The organism is Bacillus smithii (genome assembly GCF_001050115.1).
Lineage (GTDB): Bacteria > Bacillota > Bacilli > Bacillales > DSM-4216 > Bacillus_O > Bacillus_O smithii.
In genome coordinates, this window is sequence record NZ_CP012024.1 from 763,615 (window position 1) to 784,180 (window position 20,566).

Annotated in this window: 17 protein-coding genes, 2 tRNA genes and 2 pseudogenes; 17 read left to right on the forward strand and 4 right to left on the reverse strand. The window is 38.6% G+C overall.

Going from position 1 to position 20,566, the window contains the following annotated elements:
• Positions 1–26: 26 nt before the first annotated feature.
• From BSM4216_RS16655 to BSM4216_RS03650, 10 genes and pseudogenes are all read left to right on the forward strand, one after another.
• Positions 27–104, forward strand: a tRNA-OTHER gene (locus BSM4216_RS16655).
• A 212-nt stretch (positions 105–316) separates the two neighbouring features.
• The gene (locus BSM4216_RS03610; RefSeq protein ID WP_048622758.1) at positions 317–1,705 is read left to right on the forward strand and encodes an amino acid permease; all 1,389 of its coding nucleotides are present in this window, start codon (positions 317–319) and stop codon (positions 1,703–1,705) included.
• A 48-nt stretch (positions 1,706–1,753) separates the two neighbouring features.
• Complete coding sequence (locus BSM4216_RS03615; protein WP_156179215.1) at positions 1,754–2,062, forward strand: hypothetical protein; 309 nt, start codon at positions 1,754–1,756, stop codon at positions 2,060–2,062.
• 93 nt (positions 2,063–2,155) lie between these two features.
• Positions 2,156–3,346, forward strand: coding sequence for an MDR family MFS transporter (locus BSM4216_RS03620; protein WP_048622760.1), 1,191 nt, complete (start codon positions 2,156–2,158; stop codon positions 3,344–3,346).
• Positions 3,347–4,378: 1,032 nt separating this feature from the next.
• Positions 4,379–5,068 (forward strand): CoA transferase subunit A, encoded by a 690-nt coding sequence (locus tag BSM4216_RS03625; RefSeq protein WP_003353279.1) that lies wholly within the window; start codon positions 4,379–4,381, stop codon positions 5,066–5,068.
• Between the two features lie 38 nt (positions 5,069–5,106).
• On the forward strand, positions 5,107–5,781 hold the full coding sequence (locus BSM4216_RS03630; protein ID WP_048622761.1) for a CoA transferase subunit B: 675 nt from the start codon (positions 5,107–5,109) through the stop codon (positions 5,779–5,781).
• Positions 5,782–6,186: 405 nt separating this feature from the next.
• Positions 6,187–6,747, forward strand: a pseudogene (locus BSM4216_RS03635) (nucleotidyltransferase family protein).
• A 152-nt stretch (positions 6,748–6,899) separates the two neighbouring features.
• Positions 6,900–7,532 carry an FMN-binding negative transcriptional regulator gene (locus BSM4216_RS03640; protein ID WP_048622762.1) on the forward strand — a complete coding sequence of 211 codons (633 nt, stop codon included), beginning with the start codon at positions 6,900–6,902 and terminating at the stop codon, positions 7,530–7,532.
• Positions 7,533–7,668: 136 nt separating this feature from the next.
• Positions 7,669–8,304, forward strand: coding sequence for a LysE family translocator (locus BSM4216_RS03645; protein ID WP_048622763.1), 636 nt, complete (start codon positions 7,669–7,671; stop codon positions 8,302–8,304).
• Positions 8,305–8,623: 319 nt separating this feature from the next.
• Positions 8,624–9,967, forward strand: a complete 1,344-nt coding sequence (locus tag BSM4216_RS03650) for an APC family permease (RefSeq protein WP_048622764.1) — start codon at positions 8,624–8,626, stop codon at positions 9,965–9,967.
• Positions 9,968–10,414: 447 nt separating this feature from the next.
• Here the strand turns inward: BSM4216_RS03650 and BSM4216_RS16140 are convergent.
• From BSM4216_RS16140 to BSM4216_RS03665, 3 genes and pseudogenes are all read right to left on the reverse strand, one after another.
• Positions 10,415–10,620 (reverse strand): annotated as a pseudogene (locus BSM4216_RS16140) (IS1595 family transposase); the annotation flags it as partial.
• Positions 10,621–11,030: 410 nt separating this feature from the next.
• A complete protein-coding gene (locus BSM4216_RS03660) occupies positions 11,031–11,537 on the reverse strand; it encodes a GNAT family N-acetyltransferase (RefSeq protein WP_048622766.1) in 507 nt (168 codons plus the stop codon).
• 262 nt (positions 11,538–11,799) lie between these two features.
• Positions 11,800–12,132, reverse strand: a complete 333-nt coding sequence (locus BSM4216_RS03665; RefSeq protein WP_048622767.1) for a nuclear transport factor 2 family protein — start codon at positions 12,130–12,132, stop codon at positions 11,800–11,802.
• A 286-nt stretch (positions 12,133–12,418) separates the two neighbouring features.
• Here BSM4216_RS03665 and BSM4216_RS03670 point away from each other — a divergent pair, with 286 nt between their 5' ends.
• The 6 genes from BSM4216_RS03670 to nfsA all read left to right on the forward strand — a co-directional run bounded on the left by BSM4216_RS03670 (position 12,419) and on the right by nfsA (position 17,851).
• The gene (locus BSM4216_RS03670) at positions 12,419–13,762 is read left to right on the forward strand and encodes an ISLre2 family transposase (RefSeq protein WP_048622768.1); all 1,344 of its coding nucleotides are present in this window, start codon (positions 12,419–12,421) and stop codon (positions 13,760–13,762) included.
• Positions 13,763–13,924: 162 nt separating this feature from the next.
• Positions 13,925–13,998, forward strand: a tRNA-Gly gene (locus BSM4216_RS03675).
• 112 nt (positions 13,999–14,110) lie between these two features.
• Positions 14,111–15,244: a tRNA epoxyqueuosine(34) reductase QueG gene (queG, locus tag BSM4216_RS03680; RefSeq protein ID WP_048622769.1), complete on the forward strand. Its 1,134-nt coding sequence runs from the start codon at positions 14,111–14,113 to the stop codon at positions 15,242–15,244.
• A gap of 65 nt (positions 15,245–15,309) precedes the next feature.
• A complete protein-coding gene (locus tag BSM4216_RS03685; RefSeq protein ID WP_048622770.1) occupies positions 15,310–16,173 on the forward strand; it encodes an amidase domain-containing protein in 864 nt (287 codons plus the stop codon).
• A 56-nt stretch (positions 16,174–16,229) separates the two neighbouring features.
• Entirely contained in the window at positions 16,230–16,703 is a 474-nt protein-coding gene (gene trmL / locus BSM4216_RS03690; protein WP_003353261.1) for a tRNA (uridine(34)/cytosine(34)/5-carboxymethylaminomethyluridine(34)-2'-O)-methyltransferase TrmL, read from the forward strand.
• Between the two features lie 398 nt (positions 16,704–17,101).
• Positions 17,102–17,851, forward strand: a complete 750-nt coding sequence (gene nfsA / locus BSM4216_RS03695) for an oxygen-insensitive NADPH nitroreductase (RefSeq protein WP_048622771.1) — start codon at positions 17,102–17,104, stop codon at positions 17,849–17,851.
• Positions 17,852–17,948: 97 nt separating this feature from the next.
• On the opposite strand, the gene BSM4216_RS03700 is transcribed toward nfsA, so the two are convergent.
• Positions 17,949–18,155: a hypothetical protein gene (locus BSM4216_RS03700; RefSeq protein ID WP_048622772.1), complete on the reverse strand. Its 207-nt coding sequence runs from the start codon at positions 18,153–18,155 to the stop codon at positions 17,949–17,951.
• 446 nt (positions 18,156–18,601) lie between these two features.
• Here BSM4216_RS03700 and BSM4216_RS03705 point away from each other — a divergent pair, with 446 nt between their 5' ends.
• Positions 18,602–20,497, forward strand: coding sequence for a PrkA family serine protein kinase (locus BSM4216_RS03705; protein WP_048622773.1), 1,896 nt, complete (start codon positions 18,602–18,604; stop codon positions 20,495–20,497).
• Positions 20,498–20,566: the final 69 nt, after the last annotated feature.

The following is a 20,566-nucleotide window of genomic DNA, read 5'->3' on the forward strand; positions in this document are numbered from 1 at the left end:
ATGACAAACGTTATTAGCCCAATATTGTTGATGAATTGCCACCAATGCACGACTCAAAATCGTGTTCCCTTGCAGGAGTGTGGGTTCGACTCCCACCATCGGCATCATACATAACGAAAAGCCTGTAAAGTCAATGCTTTGAGCCGTTCAGAGCATTGACTTTTTTGTTTTTTAGAAGGTAAAGCAAAAGGCAAATTGTGTGGATAACAAGACGACACGCCCACTACTTTAACGGAGGTGTTTAATATACAAAAGCGTGGAGATACTAAATAGAGACTAATGCACGTCTGTATTTAACGAATTATAGGGGGATTTTATGAAAAATCACCATCACTTATTACAAGCTGTAGATCGCCAAAAAGAAAAGCAAATGAAAAAAGGGGAAGGACCTTATCTTCATTGGTGGCAGCTTTCCTTAATAGGGATTGGTTCCATTATAGGGGCCGGTTTTTTCTTGGGAACTGGGCTTTCTATAAAAATTGCGGGGCCGTCTATTTTATTTGGATATTTAATTGCGGGCATCACCATCTTTTTTGTTTTTAGTGCTTTGGCGGAAATGACCGTCAATGATCCAGAGCCAGGATCTTTCCGAACGTATGCAAGAAAAGCATATGGCCGTTCAGCTGGTTTTGTTTCTGGATGGATGTATTGGCTGTCAGGAATTTTAATCATGTCTAGCGAAATTGTGGCGTTATCGACTTTTACTCAATTTTGGTTTCCGCATACTCCATTATGGATTTTTTCTATTATATATGCGGCATTGGGATTTGCGATTAATTTCTTAGGAGTAAAGAATTTTGGCCAAATAGAGTCACTGTTTGCAGTAGTTAAGCTATCCATTCTCATTTGTTTCATTGGTTTTGGGGCTTTGTTTATATTGGGAGTCGTTCATCCCAAAGGTGTTTCTTCTTTTCATCCAGGAATGGGCAGTTTCTTTCCGAACGGTGTAAAAGGTTTATGGTCAGCGATGATTTTTATCTTTTTTTCGTTTGGCGGTATTGAAGTGGTTGGAGTCGCATCATCGGAGCTTGACAATAAAAAAGATATTACTAAAGCCGGCACTGGATTAATCATTACACTTGTATCCATCTATATATTGTCTTTATTTTTTGTATTAAATATGGTGAATTGGACAAAAATTGATGAGTCGGAGAGTCCTTTTGTTACAGCTCTTTCAGCTTTTCAAATTCCTTATTTGGATTCTCTGTTTAATATGATCATTATAAGCGCTGCATTTTCTACAATGGTTGGTGCCCTTTTTTCCATAAGTCGTGTAATGGTTTCTTTAGCAGAGGATGGCGACGCACCGAAAATTCTGAAAGAAAAAAACAGTCGTGGCGTAGCACAGAAAGCCCTATTAATAACAGCTATTGGTCTAAGCATCTCTATTCTTTTTTCTTATTTATTACCAAATACGATGTATGAATATGTGACTACTTCTGCAGGAGTTATTCTGATATTAAACTGGGTCATGATACTTGCATCACACATAAAACTACATCCGACATATGCAAATAACAAAGGAACGTTCAAAGTTTTTGGGTATCCTTTTACTTCCTACATAGGAATTGCTTTTATTTTGTTGGGGATGTCCGGTTCTCTAATCCTAGCCAAAGAAAGAATAGGTCTGTTTATAAGTATAGGACTGATTCTGGTGATTTTTTTATGCTATAAATTTATTTTTAGAGCTGAAAATAGGCAATAGTACAGGGATTTTCACCTTTAATCCAATACTTTATTGAGTGAAAAGAGGATGATTGATTATTTGACCCTTTATTTACATGATTCAAAGATATTGGCAAATACTATAAGACGAATTCAGGGTATGGCGGAATTGGCGCATGACTCAAAAGCTTTTTCACTAGTGAAGGGTGACTCCCGCGCCGGCATCGAAAAAGGTAGTAAAATCAAGGCTTCAACAGAAATGCTGAAGTCTTTTTTTGTTTTTAATACAACGAAAATAGCCAGGGATCATATGCCTTGTATGAGGATTTGTGTTTTTGAAGATGATTTGAAGCGTATAAAAATAATGAGAAGAACTTTCATTCAAACGAAGAAATGAAAAGGAGTAAAAAGATCGTTTAACAAATTCAATAGAAACGGAATTATTTACAATGTTAAAATATTATAAAAATAAAATGAGGAGTGTCTGTTTTTGAAAGAAAAACGATTACAGATCCATCCACTCGGGTGGAATATCATATTGGGTACTCTATTCGGCAGAATGTCTACTTCCATGAGTATACCCTTTCTGGCTATTTATCTTACGCAAGTAAAACACTTATCTCCTGCCGTAACAGGTATGATCATAGCTGTAAGTTCATTAGTGGGCATTGTATCCAGTTTTTACGGAGGATTTTTATCTGATTTTTTGGGGAGGAAAACAGTATTATTAATATCCATATTTAGTTGGTCTTTAGTTTTTGTGGGTTTTTTCTTTGCGGATAAAGTCATCGCTTTTTTTGTTTTAAATGCATTAAATGGTCTTTGTCAGTCCATATTTGAACCATCATCAAAAGCGTTGTTATCTGATATAAGTAAAGAAGAAAATCGTTTACAGATATTCAACTTACGATATACAGCCATTAATATTGGTGTTGTATTTGGCCCCATTTTGGGATTAAAGTTGGGTTCAGCTGAAAGCACTTTTCCATTTTTAATAGCCGGATTCATTTACTTTATTTATGGAATGTCTTTAGTTTATTCATTTAGCCATTATACGATCGACACGAAGGATGAAAAAGAAGAGAAAATCAAGTTGAGTACAGCTTTTCATGTGACAAGAAAAGACACTGTTTTCCTTGCTGTATTATTGGGGATCATATTATCCATTTCAGGCTATTCGCAATTTTCATCAACGTTGCCGCAGTATTTTGCTGAACAAATGAAAAATGGCGTAAAACTTTTTTCTTTGTTTTTGTCCTTAAACGCGATTGTAGTGATCATTGTCCAATATCCTATTGTCAAAGTGATGAACAAATTTCATCCCTTAAATTCCATAATATTAGGCAATATTTTTATTAGTTTAAGCTTGCTGTCTTTTTCTTTTACGTCCAATCCACTCATTTTGTCTATAATCGTCATTTTTTTCACTATTGGAGAAGTGATGATGTTTACAATGACGGACTTGTTAGTCGATCATATTGCAAAACCCGGTTTAAAAGGTACTTACTTTGGAGCCATTGGGTTTAATCGTTTGGGAAATGTAATTGGTCCTTGGTTAGGTGGTTTACTTCTTGAATCTTTTGGTGTTCATCATTCTTTTTATATGTTCTTGATTATTTTTATCACGACCATTTCCGGAATCCCTGCATTAATGTTTTCAAGAAATAAATTAAAAAAATGAGTGCATTAAAAAAGACAGTATCTGCGGATAAACTAACCATTTAATAAAATTTTTCATTTTAAAACTGCCATCGATGTTCGGCATAACGAAAAGCCAATGCTTTGAACTATTTAAAGCATTGGCTTTTTCTATGTGCGCCCGGCATGTACATGAACTATAGGGTGTAAGTCCCGAACCCCGAAGACAGAAGTAGAGGTTAGCCAAGAGCAAGGGTGTCCGTGGTGACGCGGAATCTGAAGGAAGCTGGAGGCAAAACACCGGTCCGAGGAACACGAACCTCATATAAGGCTAGGTATGATTGAGTGAGTTTGCATAACAAAACAAAGCTCTTTCTGTCGAAGGTCATATCGAGTAAATGAGGCGGATAGATGGTGTGAAAGTGCATGTACTTACCCGGGGAGGTCTGGCGGATATGTGAAGTACTCTTCATAACCTACTTAGTGATAAGTAGCTGAACCGTCAGAAGTCAGCAGAGGTCATAGTATTAGTTGGTCTAGAACAACTAAGAAGGACCGAACAATTAAGAGAGAATAGCCCTTGGTATTCAGTGAGTCATGATGAACACAGAAAACGTAGTACCTCACTTGAGGGAGGAAGCGGTGAATCCCGTGGGAGACCTCTTGGAGGGTGGAGTGACCACTGGCATAAAGAGAACAGCTATTCACGGAAGTTATAAAGACTTGCGTCAATTATCTTAATTGAACCGCCGTATACGGAACCGTACGTACGGTGGTGTGAGAGGACGGGAGTTAATCGCTCCCTCCTACTCGATTCTAGTCGATGAAAGACATAAACGGATGAAGAGTGACAACGTCCACGTCATCCAATTGCTGCTAGCTGACCAAAAAAGTTTGTGCTTAAAAAGAGAGGGGTTTGTCGTTCAAATGAGATGTTGTCATTTTTTCATTAAATGAACCGTAAGATAGAAACAACTGCCAGACCATTTTTTAGTATTCGCGTATTGGCGGGAGTCAAGATGACGCCATCGTTTCTATAAGAGAAGAATCGCAGAAGGAGGAGTCCGGAAAGAACATGAAAACGATATTTAATAGTTTTGAAGAGGCGATTCAAGATATTCAAGACGGCATGACTATTATGGTGGGCGGTTTCGGTCTCGTAGGGATTCCTGAAAATTTGATTAAAGCGCTCGCCGAATCGGGTGTAAAAGATTTAACAGTGATTTCTAATAACTGTGGTGTAGATGATTGGGGATTGGGGCTGCTTTTAAGAAATAAACAGATCAAAAAAATCATCGGTTCTTATGTTGGGGAAAATAAAGAATTTGAAAGACAAGTTTTATCGGGAGAAGTGGAAGTGGAACTGATTCCGCAGGGAACTTTGGCGGAAAGAATTAGGGCAGGAGGAGCCGGAATTCCTGCATTCTATACTCCTGCTGGTGTAGGCACCCCCATTGCGGAAGGACGTGAAGTCAGAACCTTCCAAAACAAGAAATATTTATTGGAATACGGGATGACGGCCGATTTTAGCTTGATTAGAGCAGCAAAAGGAGACAAAATGGGAAATCTTATTTACAACAAGACGGCTAGAAACTTCAATCCTATGATGGCAGCAGCCGGAAAAGTGACGATTGCGGAAGTAGAAGAATTATACGAAATCGGTGAACTCGATCCGGATCAAATTCATACGCCGGGAATTTATGTTCAACATCTTGTAGTCGGCCAACAAGAAAAACGAATAGAACGATTAACCGTCAGCCGTTAAGAAGTGATGGATTTACCTAAAGAGGAGGGATGCAAAACATGGTGGTGAAAGAAGATAAAACGAAAATACGTGAAAGAATTGCTCGCAGGGCGGAAAAGGAAATCCGGGACGGGTATTACGTTAATTTGGGGATAGGGATGCCGACGTTGGTCGCGAACTATGTTTCCGAACATAAACAGATCGTATTGCAGTCGGAGAACGGTTTATTAGGAATAGGCCCCTATCCTAAGAAAGAGGAAGTAGATCCCGATCTCATTAATGCGGGAAAAGAAACCGTGACGGCAATAAAGGGCGCATCTTATTTTAGCAGTGCAGAATCTTTTGCCATGATTCGAGGCGGGCATCTTGATTTAGCGATTCTCGGGGGCATGGAAGTTTCAGAAACAGGAGATTTGGCTAACTGGATGATACCCGGAAAAATGATTAAAGGGATGGGAGGAGCCATGGATTTGGTCCATGGTGCCAAGCGGATTGTCGTGATTATGGAACATACGAATAAATATGGTGAACCGAAAATTCTTAAAAAATGCTCCTTGCCATTAACAGGACAAGGCGTGGTCAACCGGATTATTACGGACCGAGCCGTAATCGATGTCACAAAAGAAGGATTAAAGCTAGTGGAAGTTGCAAAAGGATATACTGTGGAGGAAATCATTGAATCTACTGAACCAAATTTAATTGTTCCTGACGATATTTTGCTAAACGCTTTTTAATTGATTGAGGGAATAAAAGGATTCAAAATCGTAAAAAATCGAAGAAATGCACAACCGGAACCATTTTCATAAGCCTGCCCTCCTTTTACAGGAAAATGGCAGACGAGGACGATTTAATGTCTTCTTCCCTTTTTGGTGTGCAAGTTGACTCTAAACACTGGAAATCCTTTTCCATTCTTTTTTCAAGAGACTTCTACGATTGCGGAAGTCTTTTTTTGTGCGCTTGGCATAGGTGCAGTCTATAGAATCCGAAAGAAACAAGCGTTAAATTTATGATCTCGTGAAGCAAGAGTTTTATAAAAGGCTAGGTATTTTGAATGCGGCTTCATAACAAGAGGTTACAGCCGAGATTCATTTTGCTTTTATAATGATAGAAGTATACGTTTGATTGGAGGGGATGAACGGATGATGATCCAAAATGAGAAAGAGATCATTCAACTGATAAAAGAAGATGAGTGGATGATGGATATATTAAGAGCAGTAAAATCATTGCATTTACCTGATTGGTGGGTCTGTGCCGGATTTGTTCGTTCGAAAATATAGGATGTGTTACACGGCTTTAAAGAAAGAACGCCTATTTCAGATATCGATGTCATCTATTATGATGATGGCAATACGGACGAATTAGAAGAAAAGAAGTTAGAAATGAGATTAAGAAATATCCTCCCTGACATTCCTTGGTCAGTGAAAAATGAGGCAAGGATGCACGTTGTCAATAGTATTCCTCCGTACTCCTCTTCCATCGATGCGATATCCAAGTTTCCAGAAACAGCAACCTCTTTAGGAGTAAAATTGGATGAAAAAGAGGACAGCCTCTTGGATGCTCCTTGGGGAATAAATGACGTGGTGAAATTGGAAGTAAAGCCGACTCCCTATTTTAAAGAGTTAAAAGAATTAGCAAAGGTTTACGAAGAACGGATAACGAAAAAGAATTGGAAAGCTATTTGGCAAAATTTTTTATATTGAAAATGCTAATTAAATCCTTTTAGAAGAACAGAATTTTGGGACGCGAAGCGATGTATAGGCGGCTATAGCGAAAACAGATCAAATGGAAATATTTTTTGTATTTATATTTACTTATATGTATAATTATTAAAAACTATTGGAGGAAAATTGGAATGTACATACCAACAGCTTTTAGGGTCAATGATCAATCAAGATTAGTAGATTTTATTAAAGGTAACAGTTTTGGAATTTTATTTTCTCAGGAAGAAAGCGGGCCGTCAGCAACGCATTTGCCTTTTTTCCTGGATGAAAAAACGGGGGATAACGGTGTGTTGATTAGCCATATGGCGAAACAGAATCCTCATTGGAAAAAATTAAACGGCAAAGAGGTTCTTGTCGTCTTTCAAGGTCCCCACGCTTATATCTCCGCTTCTTGGTATAAAGAGCCTAACACGGTGCCTACTTGGAATTATGTAGCAGTCCATGTATATGGGACCGTTCAAATCATAGAGAAAAAAGAAGAAATGGTGGAACGGATGGAAAAGATGGTTCATTTTTATGAATCATCTATGCCCGACCCCGACCCTTGGGACACTCCATTTGATGATGAATTTATAGATGGTTTAATGAACGGTATCGTTGTATTTGAAATTTCCATTAATAAGATGGAAGGGAAATGGAAGTTGAGCCAGAATCACTCAATAGAAAGGCAACAAAACGTTATAAATGGTTTAAAAACAAGCGGCCAATATCAGTCAGCAGAAATCGTAAAAATGATGGAACAGAATATGAAACTGCAAAGATAATTACATCAACAAATTGAAGCGTTTGTATAAGTTTTACATACTTTGTTGCCCTGAGAACTTGTTTTAACGGCCGAACGAAGAAAAGGTTTCATTTCATGTTCGCTTTATGACAATAAATGCAAAAGAAGGTGTGCGAATGCTTGGAATAACTGGTTACGGTATTTATTTGCTTACGTCCTTATTATTGAATGTAACTCCTGGCACTGACACCATGTACATTATCAGCCGAAGTGCATCACAAGGCAGAAAAGCAGGCTATTACTCTGTCCTTGGAATTTCAACGGGTTCTTTCATCCATACTTTATTAGCAGCTTTTGGTTTATCTATTATTTTAGCAAAATCTATTGTGCTATTCACAGCCATAAAATTAATAGGTGCTGCTTACTTGATTTATCTTGGCATAAAAATGTTGCGTCAAAAATCACCGCTGAATTTTGAATCTTCTGTATTGCAGCACATGGAATTAAAAATGATATACATGCAGGGTGTTATCACAAATGTTACAAATCCAAAAGTAGCGTTATTCTTTATTTCTTTTCTTCCACAATTTATTCATCCAGATAATCCTTATGGCCCCGTTCCTTTTATTCTTTTAGGAATTTCGTTTATCATGACAGGCACTATTTGGTGTTTTATCATTGCTTATTTTGCTTCATTCGCGACTAAAAAACTAAGAGAAAATGCAAAGATAGCAGACTTATTAAACAAATTAACGGGGATTGTTTTTATAGGGTTAGGTATCAAACTATTTCAAACAAAAGCGTCACGATGATGTTGATTCCCTTATTCAGCTTCTTTTCATTATTTTAATAAGGTTATGCAACATAGCGGACATTTCATGAATTTTATTGATGACAATAGTTGAGATAGAAAAAGAAAACTTTCTGCTTAAAAAACGAAATTTTATGAAAAGTACTTATCTTTTTTGTTTCAAACCATAAATAATATTCAGTAAAATGGGGCATTTTGTGTAGAAATGATAATTTACCAAATGCCCTTTTCTTTTGGAGATTTTATGTGTATCATGACTGTTGTTTGTGCAAGTCTTAAAAGTCATATATCTTAAACACAATAAAACAGGAGTGAGTACTTTGTCACAACAGGAGCTAAAAAAAGAAATTGGTTTCTTGGCTGCTTTAACTACAGTTATTGGTACTGTAATTGGAGCCGGTGTTTTTTTTAAGCCAACTGCAGTATATGGTGCCACCGGGACAGCAAGTTTAGGGCTGCTTGCATGGCTGATTGGAGGAGTGTTAACTATTTGTGCAGGATTAACGGCAGCTGAATTATCGGCAGCCATTCCGGAAACAGGCGGCATGATGGCCTATTTAAAGCGTACATATGGCAATTTAACGGCATTTTTATTGGGGTGGGCACAAACGATTATTTACTTTCCAGCCAACATTGCTGCACTTGCGATTATTTTCGGGACCCAAACGGTTAGTCTGTTTGGATTCCATGCGAATGAACATAGAATGATGATTGTGGGAATAGCAATTCTTACAGCTACCTTTATCACCCTTATGAACTTTTTAGGTGCGAAAGCTGCTGGGGGCATTCAGACTGTTTTTACTATATGTAAATTACTTCCTTTAGCTCTTATTTCTATTTTTGGATTGCTGCACGAAGGGAATGTATCTTTTCAACTTTTCCCGATTGAAGCAGGACAAGATAAAGCTTTTATATCGGCCCTTGGTTCTGGTTTGCTGGCAACCATGTTTGCCTATGATGGATGGATTCATGTAGGGAATATCGCTGGAGAAATGAAAAATCCCAAGAAAGATTTGCCTAAAGCAATTATAGTAGGGCTGTCGAGCGTTACGATCGTTTATTTATTAATTAATATTGCATTCCTCTTAGTTATGCCGGCAACAGCTCTAGCAGGGACTGATACGCCTGCGTCTAATGTAGCAAACGTTCTTTTTGGTACGATGGGTGGAAAATTGGTTAGCATCGGTATCTTAATTTCGGTATTTGGCAGCATTAATGGATATACGATGACCGGAATGAGAATCCCTTATGCAATGGCATTAGAAGATCAATTGCCTTTTAGCAAATGGTTTGCTACGTTATCAAATAAAACGCGAATTCCATATAATTCTGGAATATTCATCTTGTTGGTTGCGGTCATGATGATGCTAATAGGTGGATTTAATACGTTAACGGATATGTTAGTGTTTGTGATTTGGATATTCTATACGATGACTTTTCTTGCTGTCATCATTTTGCGCAAAAAAAAACCGAATCTTGTGCGGCCTTACAAGGTGCCGTTATATCCTGTCATCCCTATCATAGCGATTATTGGCGGGTTATTTATCGTGATCAACACCTTATTCACACAAACGATCCTAGCGTTATGTGGTCTCGGTTTAACTGCTTTAGGTCTTCCAATTTATATGCGTAATAAATCATTAAACAAAATTAAAAATAATTAAGTATTTAACAGACGCAAGAAACTAATATCTTTTGAAAAAACTTCTTAGCCCTCGATGACTTCAGTAGGAATTGTCGAGGGTTTTGTGTTAAAATGGCGTGCAATGAGCCGATGTTTCTCGCGTGCCGGTCCGCTCTGTTTTTTGATCTAAAAATTGAATGGAACCTTTAAAAAAGGGCTTCACTGATGAATGGTTTGTGAGTTAAACAGTGAATATCTTAATAACTTAAAAGTGAAAGTTATTTCTGCCAAATTTTTTTAAATAACATAGTATATGTTAATGCAAGTACTGATTGCAAAATCAGGAATAAAGATAAACAAAATATTTGTACATTATGGTCTAATACACTTAACATTGCCATAATCAAGCCGACTAAGATAAAAAGACCATATAGGAAAGGGGTTAATTTCATTAATATTTTGAATTTTTTCATTATTCCTATTCTCCTTTTGTTTTTTCCGTTTCTTTTAGTCCAAGTTTAACCTTGTACTTACCGAAACGCATAACTTGTTTAGAACCACGGTGTACACAAGTATAGCCATCTTTAATTTGCGTACAGTTTGTTCTTGAAAAACAGGTTCACTTGCTGAAAATGATATAAGAGAATGGATAAAGAACCCTTTTAAACGATGTTGTTCAGACGAATTTAATTTTCAAATTTTTGCTATTAATGATTATAAAACATCCAAACAAATGTTCTTTTTATACTGTAGAACATTTGTTTGTTTATCAAAAATCAACAGAGTTATTTCACATAGCCTTTGTTTTATAAATACATCCGCAGCACAAGGCTTATCCGCTCATCCAATTCGTTGCGTTTGCTCGGTGTTTCCGCCAAGGCGAATATTCCGCATTTCTAAGATATATTCGAATGTTATGGCGGATACGACCGGAGGTTTCAATCGTTTCGTTATATTCATATGATTCTCAAAATGACCCAATATTCCTTTTTTATATTAGTGAATCATTTTTTGACCAGTGTCTGAATTGGTTGCTTAACATTTCGCGTCTATTGATTATTTTGACAAAATCTATTGTGCTACTCATGACTAAGCACGATGCATCATGAAGTGACTCTTTTCCCAAGAATGATTAAATCTCTTTCAACGCCGTCTAATTCCGCGACGTTTGGCAGGTGGGCCCATTTTTCAAATTCAAAATGTGAAAAAAGTTGAAGGCTCGGCTTGTTATGTCCAAATATAAACGCAAGCAAGGTTTTTATTTGAAGTCTTGGGCAAGCATCTATTGCTTTTTGGAGCATATATTTTCCAAGTCCTTTTCCTCTGAAATCCGGGTGAAGATAAATGCTGATTTCTGCTGTCGAGTGATAAGCCGGTCTTCCATAAAACGATTGAAAGCTCAACCATCCGCCTATTTTTCCTTGATGGTCTATTACCCATAAAGGTCTGGAAGAAGGAGAGTGCTCTTTAAACCACTGTGTTTTGCTTTGAACAGAAACAGGTTCTAAATCAGCCGTTACCATTCTGCTTGGAATGGTAGAGTTGTATATCTCTACAATGGCAGGCAAATCGCTGAATTCGGCATCTCTCACGGTAATATCTGATAACATGAACAACACTCCCACATTACGGACAAATTGATTTATTAGGACAATCTTAGTCACTTGTATTTTATGCTAGAGGATGATATACAGAAAATCAATATGAAACTTGAGCGAGTCAAATGAAATCACGATAAACTCTTTCATACATAGTCCGGGAGTTCAGAAAAATTCTAGTTTGAAAGCAGATATTTTTATTCACAAGGACCTTTCATATTGATATTTCAAAAGAACTCACTCTAATATTTCTGCAACGACTCCACAATCATGATTACGATTTTATTAACGTTCCTTGATGGAAAAACATTTGCCATCTTCCATCACGAAATTTCCAAATCGAGCTGCGTAAAGTATCTTGCATTCTTGTATCATCTTTTACACGAAATGTCGTTAATACTACATCTTCTGATAAAGGATTTATCTCAAAATCATAAAGAGTCATTTTCCTTATACTAAGTCCGCCCTCATCGACACAATCCTTTTTATGCCAAATATTCCCTGGATTTCCGGATTCAAAAAAATCGTCAGTTGAACGAATTTCCGGTTTTAACAACATTTGTTCTAATTGACATAAATGCTTTTTTAAAGCGGATTTGTTTTCTATTTTTATCCTCCTTTGGATTGATTATTGCATCTCATTATACTTTGTCCGTAATGGGGGTGAAAAAGAAAAATCAACAAAAAAGAAAAAAACGAAAGTATGAGTAAAATTATTGTGGGCAAAATTTAACCCCCTCATTTGTTGAGGGAACGTTAGAACGCTCAACAAATGAGGGGGCCACCAAGCGAAAGCGCGGTAGTTAATAAGCAAATAACATGAAAAAGAGGGTTACTCCTTGGTAGAATCTTAGTCAACCAAAACTAAATCACAAACAAAGGAGTAACCCCTCATGCAAAAGAATAACACAGTATATCCAAATTTAAAACAGATTGAGCAATTAGTTTGGAGGCAATTACAGGAAACCTTCTCAAAGGTCATGAAAACACTATTAGAGGACATGGACAAGCAGATTGCTGAAGAACGAAATAAAAAGCGTTATCGTCTACTCGATAAGCGTATCACCACTATTATCAGTCTTTTTGGAGAAATAAAGGTGAAACGGAACTACTACCGAGACAGGGAGAAAGGTGAATATGTCTATCTGCTTGATCGCTCTTTGGAATTCGAAGGGACCGGCTCCTTTAGTCCGCTGATAGAAGAAGCGGCTCTAGAGCTTGCCATTACAGGGCCATCCTATCGAAAGGCAGAACACACGCTTGAAACACTTTTAGGATACCGAGTGATTAGTCACGAAGCTATACGTCAACACCTGTTACAGATTGAAAGTATCCCAAAAGAGCGACAGCCTGTAAACTATCCTGTCCTATTCGTGGAAGTGGACGGCCTATATGTGAAACGTCAAGGAAAAGGAAAACGGGGCAAGGAAGAAAAAATTGCAGCGGTTCATCAGGGCTGGGAAATCAACGGAAAACGAGTAAGTTTGAAAGACAAACGCCATTTTATTCACCGTGGGAACCAGCCATTTTGGGAGGCGTTTGAGGATTTTCTCATTGAAAACTTCGAGTATGACCCAACTGTCCATAAGCTAGTAATAAACGGGGATGGTGCCGGATGGATTACAGCCTGTCGAGACCATTTTAAAGGCAGGGCATTCTTTTCAATTGACCGTTTCCACGTGGCAAGGGATATTCGCAGCTTATTCCGTAAGCATCCTCGCTATCGCCAAATGCAAAAGGCACTAGCGTCCTATGACAGTCAGAAACTACTTACGGAATTAAACAGTGCTGTTGGAACACTAGAGACAGAGGATCAGGAAGAACGTCTTGACCAATTGATTCGTCAACTAGAAAAATATCCTGAAGCCCTCGGGGATTACCGGAAGTGGCTCCAAGAACAAGGTATTGACACCAAAGGAATGCGTCCAATGGGAAGTGCCGAGGGAACGATGAGTGTCTTCGCAAAAAGGCTCAAAAATGGACGTAGCTGGGTAGAAAAAGGCGTAAGTGCCATGATTACTGGATTGGTGGCTTTCCTAGACAATCTGGCATTGAAAACATTATTTGGGAAAGTCGAAAGATGGACAGAAACCAAGGAGGAAAAGAATCCACCAAAACATTACGTAGAAAAGGTGACAAGTACAATTGGTGAAGTCACAAGAGACAATCTCCTATACCTAAAAGGTAAGGCAAATATTCCAGTGTACAAGACTTTAAAGGAGTTGGCCGGATTTTAAAAAAGACAAATTTTTTATCAAGAGAGTACCCTAAAATGGTGAATCCGCTTTCATTGTTAGGGAGAAAAAAACTGCCCACAAATACTTGACTCAATCAAAACGAAAAAAATATTTGCAAAATCTTGTCGGATCATGTACAATAATTATTGTTCGATAGCAATTGCGGGTGTAGTTTAGTGGTAAAACCACAGCCTTCCAAGCTGTTGTCGTGGGTTCGATTCCCATCACCCGCTCCATATACATTTCGTGATCAACGCAGTATTTTGTTTGTAAGAAACAAAGTATTGCGTTTTTTTGTTATATGGTTAAAATATAGCCGACTCTTTTTCGACTGAAAGGTGATCCGTGATGGATTATAATCAATTAAAACAGGATATTATTGCCTATAGCAAACAGATAGGCATCGATAAAATAGGTTTTGCTTCTGCAGAGCCTTTTACCGAATTGAAAAATCGTCTGATCCGTCAGCAGGAGCTTCAATTCCAATCGGGATTTGAGGAGCCTGATATCGATAAACGCACTAATCCCGCCTTGATATTTGACCAGCCACGATCCATTATCGCGATTGCGTTGGCTTATCCATCAAAAATGAAAGAAACGCCAAAAGGAAAAAAGGGGCTTCGACGCGGAACTTTTTGTAAGGCCTCTTGGGGATTGGATTACCATGTGATTTTAAGAAATCGCCTCAAACAATTGGAGGAATTTATCCGTTCCAAAGTTCCAGAAGCCAGGATGAAATCGATGGTCGATACGGGCGAATTATCCGATCGTGCTGTAGCGGAAAGAGCGGGCATCGGCTGGAGCGGGAAAAATTGTTCGATTATCACCCCGGAATTTGGTTCTTACGTTTATTTGGGAGAGATGATTACCAATTTGCCTTTTGAGCCGGATCAGCCGTTGGAAAGCCGCTGCGGTACATGTACAAAATGTTTGGACGCTTGTCCGACGGGGGCGTTGGTTCAAGGAGGACAGTTAAACGCTAAAAAGTGTATCGCTTTTCTTACACAAACAAAGGATTTTCTTCCGGATGAATATCGAGATAAAATCGGCAACCGCTTATACGGCTGTGATACATGTCAAACCGTCTGCCCTGAAAATAAAGGGATTGATTTTCATTTGCACGAAGAAATGGAACCGGATCCTGAAACAGCAAAACCATTGCTTGAACCGTTGCTTGACATCAGCAATAAAGAATTTAAAGAGAAATTTGGCATGGTTTCCGGCTCGTGGAGAGGGAAAAAGCCAATCCAGCGGAATGCCATCATTGCCCTTGCCCATTTTAAAGAAGAAACTGCCATTCCTTCTTTAGTGGAAGTTTTGCAAAAAGACGTTCGTCCTGTGATACGGGGGACCGCAGCTTGGGCGATTGGAAAAATAGGCGGCGATCAAGCAAAGTCAGCGCTTTTGGAAGCGAAACAAACGGAAACGGATCCCGATGTTTTGAAAGAAATCGAGAAAGGGCTGCAATATTTTTCTTCCTAAATAGAGATTTTAGTGGATTCTTCCCTGATATCGCCACATAGGCTTTAACGGGGAGGGATTTTTTTATGGAATCACAGCTTCAAAAACTTTTGCAAAATCGATTGGAACAAGTTGTTGAAAATGAACAGAGGAATGTTTCCGATGAAAAATGGGAAAGAAAAAGGGAGCTTTTGGAACGACGGAATGCGAAAATCTTAAAAGTGAAAGGAAAAGGACAGATTGTCCATAAAACAGATCGTGAAGTGTTTTACACTCTTCATTTTCAATATTTGATTAAACAAAATCGTTTTTTTTATATGGAAGAAGAAATAGAACATCGAAAAGCTATTTTTTTGGAACAAACTGTGATCAAGGATGAAGAAATCATTCCCTCCTGGGATACCGAAAGATATTCGATTGAGCCGATAGAGGAAATGGAGGACGCGGCAGAGCGGGCGGGATTTGAATATAATCGGCTAAAAGCGGTTCAATATGCGGAAAGATGGTGGAATAGCTATAATCCCGCTTACAAAAAGTTTCATGTCGATTGTACTAATTTTATTTCGCAATGTTTAAAAGCCGGCGGCGCACCGATGAGAGGATATCCGAATCGGGGCCAAGGCTGGTGGATGCAAAATGGTTCGTGGAGTTACAGTTGGTCGGTCGCCCATTCGTTTCGAATGTATTTAGGCCGATCCAAGACGGGGCTAAAAGCGAATGAAGTCCGCAATGCCGCTGAATTGCAGCTGGGAGATGTGATTTGCTACGATTTTCAAGGAGATGGACGGTTTGATCATACGACCATTGTCACCGCTAAAGACGACTATGGAATGCCTTTAGTCAATGCTCATACTTCCAATAGCCGCATGAGATATTGGAGCTATGAAGATTCAACGGCTTACACTCCCAACATTCAATATAAGTTTTTTGCCATAAACGATCAAAGTTGACGGGGAATCGTATATGCTATAATAATGGCAGACTTTATTTTAGAGGTGAAAGCATTGTGGCAAATCATGTAGTATTGTATCAACCAGAAATTCCTGCGAATACAGGAAATATTTCCAGAACTTGCGCGGCTACGGACACAACACTCCATTTAATCCGCCCGCTTGGTTTTTCAACGGAAGACAAAATGTTAAAAAGGGCCGGACTTGATTATTGGAAATATGTCAATATCATTTATTATGATTCACTCGATGAATTTTTTGAGAAAAATCCGGATGGAGAATATTATTATATAACGAAATTCGGCGAGCAATATTATAATTCGTTTGATTTTAGCGATACGAGCAAAAATCATTATTTTATCTTTGGAAAAGAAACGACCGGTTTACCGAAAGAATTGCTGGCAGCCAACAAAGAGCGTTGCTTGAGGATTCCTATGAACGATAAAGTAAGAGCTCTTAATTTATCGAATACGGCGGCTATTTTAGTATATGAAGCGTTAAGACAACAGCAATTTCCTCATTTAACATAAGAAACCGGGCATGTCCCTGTTTCTTTTTTCTGTTTTAAATCATTTGAAATTTTTCCGATAAGGGTTATAGTAATACATAAAGCTGGATAAGGTATGCTTCATTTGATTTCGGGAGGAGAATGGGGGATTTGGCTTTTTTTGGTTCGTTATCACAACCAAATGAGAATGGCAAAGATTTCATTCATTCTCCCTTTGTCTCGTGACATTTTGATCGTCCGGTAATCACGAGATTCAACAACAGATTGAAAGAATATGTCCTCTTTGATCGGAAGGATTTTCTTGATTGCGTCGTTTTTTCAAAAACGAAGTCTGAAAGTGATGTAGCTTTTCATGACTGCAGGAGAGAATCATTTAGGAAAAAGTTTCTATTTTATCTTTAGAGAGGGGATGTAGCAGCGTTGAATACCACTATTGAAACGATCTTGGCTCATCGGTCTGTAAGAAAGTTTAAGAAGCAGCCGCTCACTACGGAACAGATCGAAACGATTGTTCGTTGCGCTCAGTCAGCTTCTACTTCCAGTTTCATTCAGGCGTATACGATTATTGGGGTTACGGACACGGAGAAAAAACAAAAGTTGGCGGAACTGTCTGGGAATCAGTCTTATGTAGCGGAAAATGGCCATTTTTTTGTATTTTGCGCCGATCTTTATCGCCATGAGGTTATTGGTGAAATCGAAGGAGGAGACGTCATTCCTTCGCTTGAAAGCACTGAGAAATTTATGGTCAGTTTAATAGACACGGCATTAGCGGCGCAAAACGCTGTGATTGCCGCAGAATCAATGGGCTTAGGCATTTGTTATATCGGCGGACTCCGCAACCGTCTCGAAGAAGTGAAAGCGCTTTTGCAAATTCCTGAAAGGGTGATACCGTTATTTGGATTGGCCGTTGGCTATCCGGATCAGGAAACGGATAAAAAGCCGCGTCTTCCGCTTCATCACGTTTACCAAGAAAATCTTTACAACAGCGATAAAGAAAAGATCCAAAAAGATTTAGAAGAATATAACAGAGTAGTTGCCGACTATTATAAAGAAAGAACGGGAGGGGTTCGAAAAGATACTTGGACGGGCCAAATGTCCAATATGCTTTCCAGAAGAGTCAGAATGTATATGAAAGAATTTGTGGAAAAACAAAAAATGGATTTGCGCTAGGAAAGTTCCCCATTCTGTTGGATGATCATCTTGCCTTTCGGCGCAACTTATATCAGGGTGCCGTATTGATTGTGAAACGGCACCCTTAGTTCAATGATCACCAAAAAATACCGATTAATACGATAGCTACTAGAACATAACCGCCGATTTGACTGATGATAGCAGGATTAAAAACGGGTTTGTCTTGATTTTCCCTCAATACAGCAACCTCTTTTTGAAGTTGCTCCACTTGTTCTGAGAGCTTTTGAACAGTATGGTTCAAATCATCGATGATTTGCTCAAGGTTTTTTTGTTCTTCAGTCATCATATTCCCTCCTTTATTAAAAAAATATTCTGAATAATTATTGGTGAAAAAAGCTGAGCGTACAAACCGCCCAGCCACTTGTTCTGCCACGTTTCTAGTTGTATGTAAGAGATCAAAACTCCATGATTACTTTTTGTTTACCCCTGGCTTGTCATTGTAGCCGGCAGTAAAAATAGCGGTAAGAAACGAGAGGATAACCACCATAATAAGCAGAAATTTCATAAAATTATAACTCCTCCTTTATTAACGTTCTGACGATTTATCGATATTATATCGTAAAGAATTGGAAAAGTGAATGCGCTTAAAAAATAAGAGAGAGAAATTCGGCAGAGAGACGGGAAACATCATTTGAAACGACAACGATTTTGTGTTTTGGGCATGTTTAAATATCCGACGGCATAGATTATATTAATCGTTCTCTCAATAAGGACAGGGGGATGTTTATATTGGATATTTTAAAAAAGGTTGAGCAGTATCGGGAGAAAGAAGAAAAGCTAAGATGGGAAGGCACATTTGCTGAGTATTTAGAGATTGTGAAGGAAAAGCCGTGGGTCGCTCAGTCAGCCCATTCAAGAGTGTATAACATGATAAAAGATGCGGGGTTTGAAGAGGTTGGGGGAAGAAAGAGATATAAATTTTTCAGCAATGAATTATTTGGACTGGAGGAAGCGCTGGAAAGATTAGTGGAAGAATATTTTCATCCGGCGGCGAAAAGGCTTGATGTCCGGAAACGGATATTGTTGTTGATGGGGCCGGTCAGCGGGGGGAAATCGACGCTTGTCACAATGTTGAAAAGGGGTTTGGAAGCCTATTCCCGTACTGAAAGAGGCGCGATTTACGCGATTAAAGGATGCCCCATGCATGAAGATCCTCTACACCTTATTCCTCAACATCTTAGAGAAGATTTTTATAAGGAATACGGAATTCGGATTGAGGGGAACCTATCTCCTCTGAATATGATGAGATTGGAAGAAGAATACGGTGGAAGAATAGAAGATGTGTTGGTAGAAAGAATCTTTTTTTCAGAAGACAAACGCGTCGGAATCGGCACATTCAGCCCGTCAGATCCGAAATCTCAAGATATCGCCGATTTGACAGGAAGTATTGATTTCTCGACGATAGCCGAATATGGCTCAGAGTCTGATCCCCGAGCTTATCGGTTTGACGGCGAACTGAATAAAGCAAACCGTGGTCTGATGGAATTTCAAGAAATGTTGAAATGCGATGAAAAGTTTTTATGGCATTTGCTTTCTTTGACGCAAGAAGGCAACTTTAAAGCAGGACGTTTCGCTTTGATTTCGGCAGATGAATTAATAGTGGCACATACGAATGAAACCGAATATCGTTCTTTTATTTCCAATAAGAAAAATGAGGCGCTGCATTCACGGATTATCGTCATGCCGATTCCATACAATCTAAAAGTGTCCGAAGAAGAAAAGATCTATGAAAAAATGATCCGCGAAAGCGATGTCGCCGATGTCCATATAGCCCCGCATACGTTAAAAGTCGCAGCGATGTTTACGATTTTAACTCGATTGAAAGAACCGAAAAGGGGAGATATTGATTTAATCAAAAAAATGCGTCTATATGATGGAGAGAATGTAGAAGGCTTTAATGCGGCAGATGTAGACGAATTAAAGAAAGAATATCAAGATGAAGGAATGAGCGGAATTGACCCGCGTTATGTCATTAACCGGATTTCATCCACCATCATTCGGAAAGAAGTGCCATCTATTAATGCGCTTGACGTGCTGCGGTCTTTAAAGGAAGGATTAGATCAGCATCCTTCCATCACGAACGAACTACGGGAAAAATATTTGAATTTTATCTCTTTAGCCCGTAAAGAATATGATGAAATCGCCAAGAAAGAAGTGCAAAAAGCTTTTGTTTACTCATATGAAGAATCCGCTAAAACCTTGATGGATAATTATTTGGATAATGTAGAAGCGTATTGCAATAAAACGAAACTCCGTGATCCGCTTACAGGAGAAGAAATTAATCCGGATGAAAAATTAATGCGCTCTATTGAAGAACAGATCGGCATTTCTGAAAATGCGAAAAAAGCATTTCGAGAAGAAATTCTGATCCGCATTTCGGCTTATGCAAGAAAAGGTAAACGGTTTGATTACAATTCGCATGATCGCTTGCGTGAAGCCATTCAAAAGAAATTATTTTCTGATTTAAAGGATGTTGTGAAAATTACAACTTCCACCAAGACGCCGGATGAGCAGCAGCTCAAGAAAATTAACGAAGTGGTTGCAAGGCTGATTGACGACTACGGTTATAATTCAACTTCAGCCAATGAACTTCTGCGCTATGTAGGCAGCTTGCTAAACCGTTAAACATTTGCGGTTAAATTGGTTATGAGCCTCAATATTTTTTGAAAAAGAATAAAAGATCTGGCCGGACCT

Bases quoted from the DNA above. Each gene is read 5' to 3' on its own strand.
- BSM4216_RS03700 (WP_048622772.1), bottom strand. From the start codon at position 18,155: ATGACTGAAGAACAAAAAAACCTTGAGCAAATCATCGATGATTTGAAC.
- BSM4216_RS03610 (WP_048622758.1), top strand. From the start codon at position 317: ATGAAAAATCACCATCACTTATTACAAGCTGTAGATCGCCAAAAAGAA.
- BSM4216_RS03615 (WP_156179215.1), top strand. From the start codon at position 1,754: ATGATTGATTATTTGACCCTTTATTTACATGATTCAAAGATATTGGCA.
- queG (WP_048622769.1), top strand. From the start codon at position 14,111: ATGGATTATAATCAATTAAAACAGGATATTATTGCCTATAGCAAACAG.
- BSM4216_RS03670 (WP_048622768.1), top strand. From the start codon at position 12,419: ATGCAAAAGAATAACACAGTATATCCAAATTTAAAACAGATTGAGCAA.
- BSM4216_RS03630 (WP_048622761.1), top strand. From the start codon at position 5,107: ATGGTGGTGAAAGAAGATAAAACGAAAATACGTGAAAGAATTGCTCGC.
- BSM4216_RS03625 (WP_003353279.1), top strand. From the start codon at position 4,379: ATGAAAACGATATTTAATAGTTTTGAAGAGGCGATTCAAGATATTCAA.
- BSM4216_RS03640 (WP_048622762.1), top strand. From the start codon at position 6,900: ATGTACATACCAACAGCTTTTAGGGTCAATGATCAATCAAGATTAGTA.
- BSM4216_RS03660 (WP_048622766.1), bottom strand. From the start codon at position 11,537: ATGTTATCAGATATTACCGTGAGAGATGCCGAATTCAGCGATTTGCCT.
- BSM4216_RS03685 (WP_048622770.1), top strand. From the start codon at position 15,310: ATGGAATCACAGCTTCAAAAACTTTTGCAAAATCGATTGGAACAAGTT.
- BSM4216_RS03645 (WP_048622763.1), top strand. From the start codon at position 7,669: ATGCTTGGAATAACTGGTTACGGTATTTATTTGCTTACGTCCTTATTA.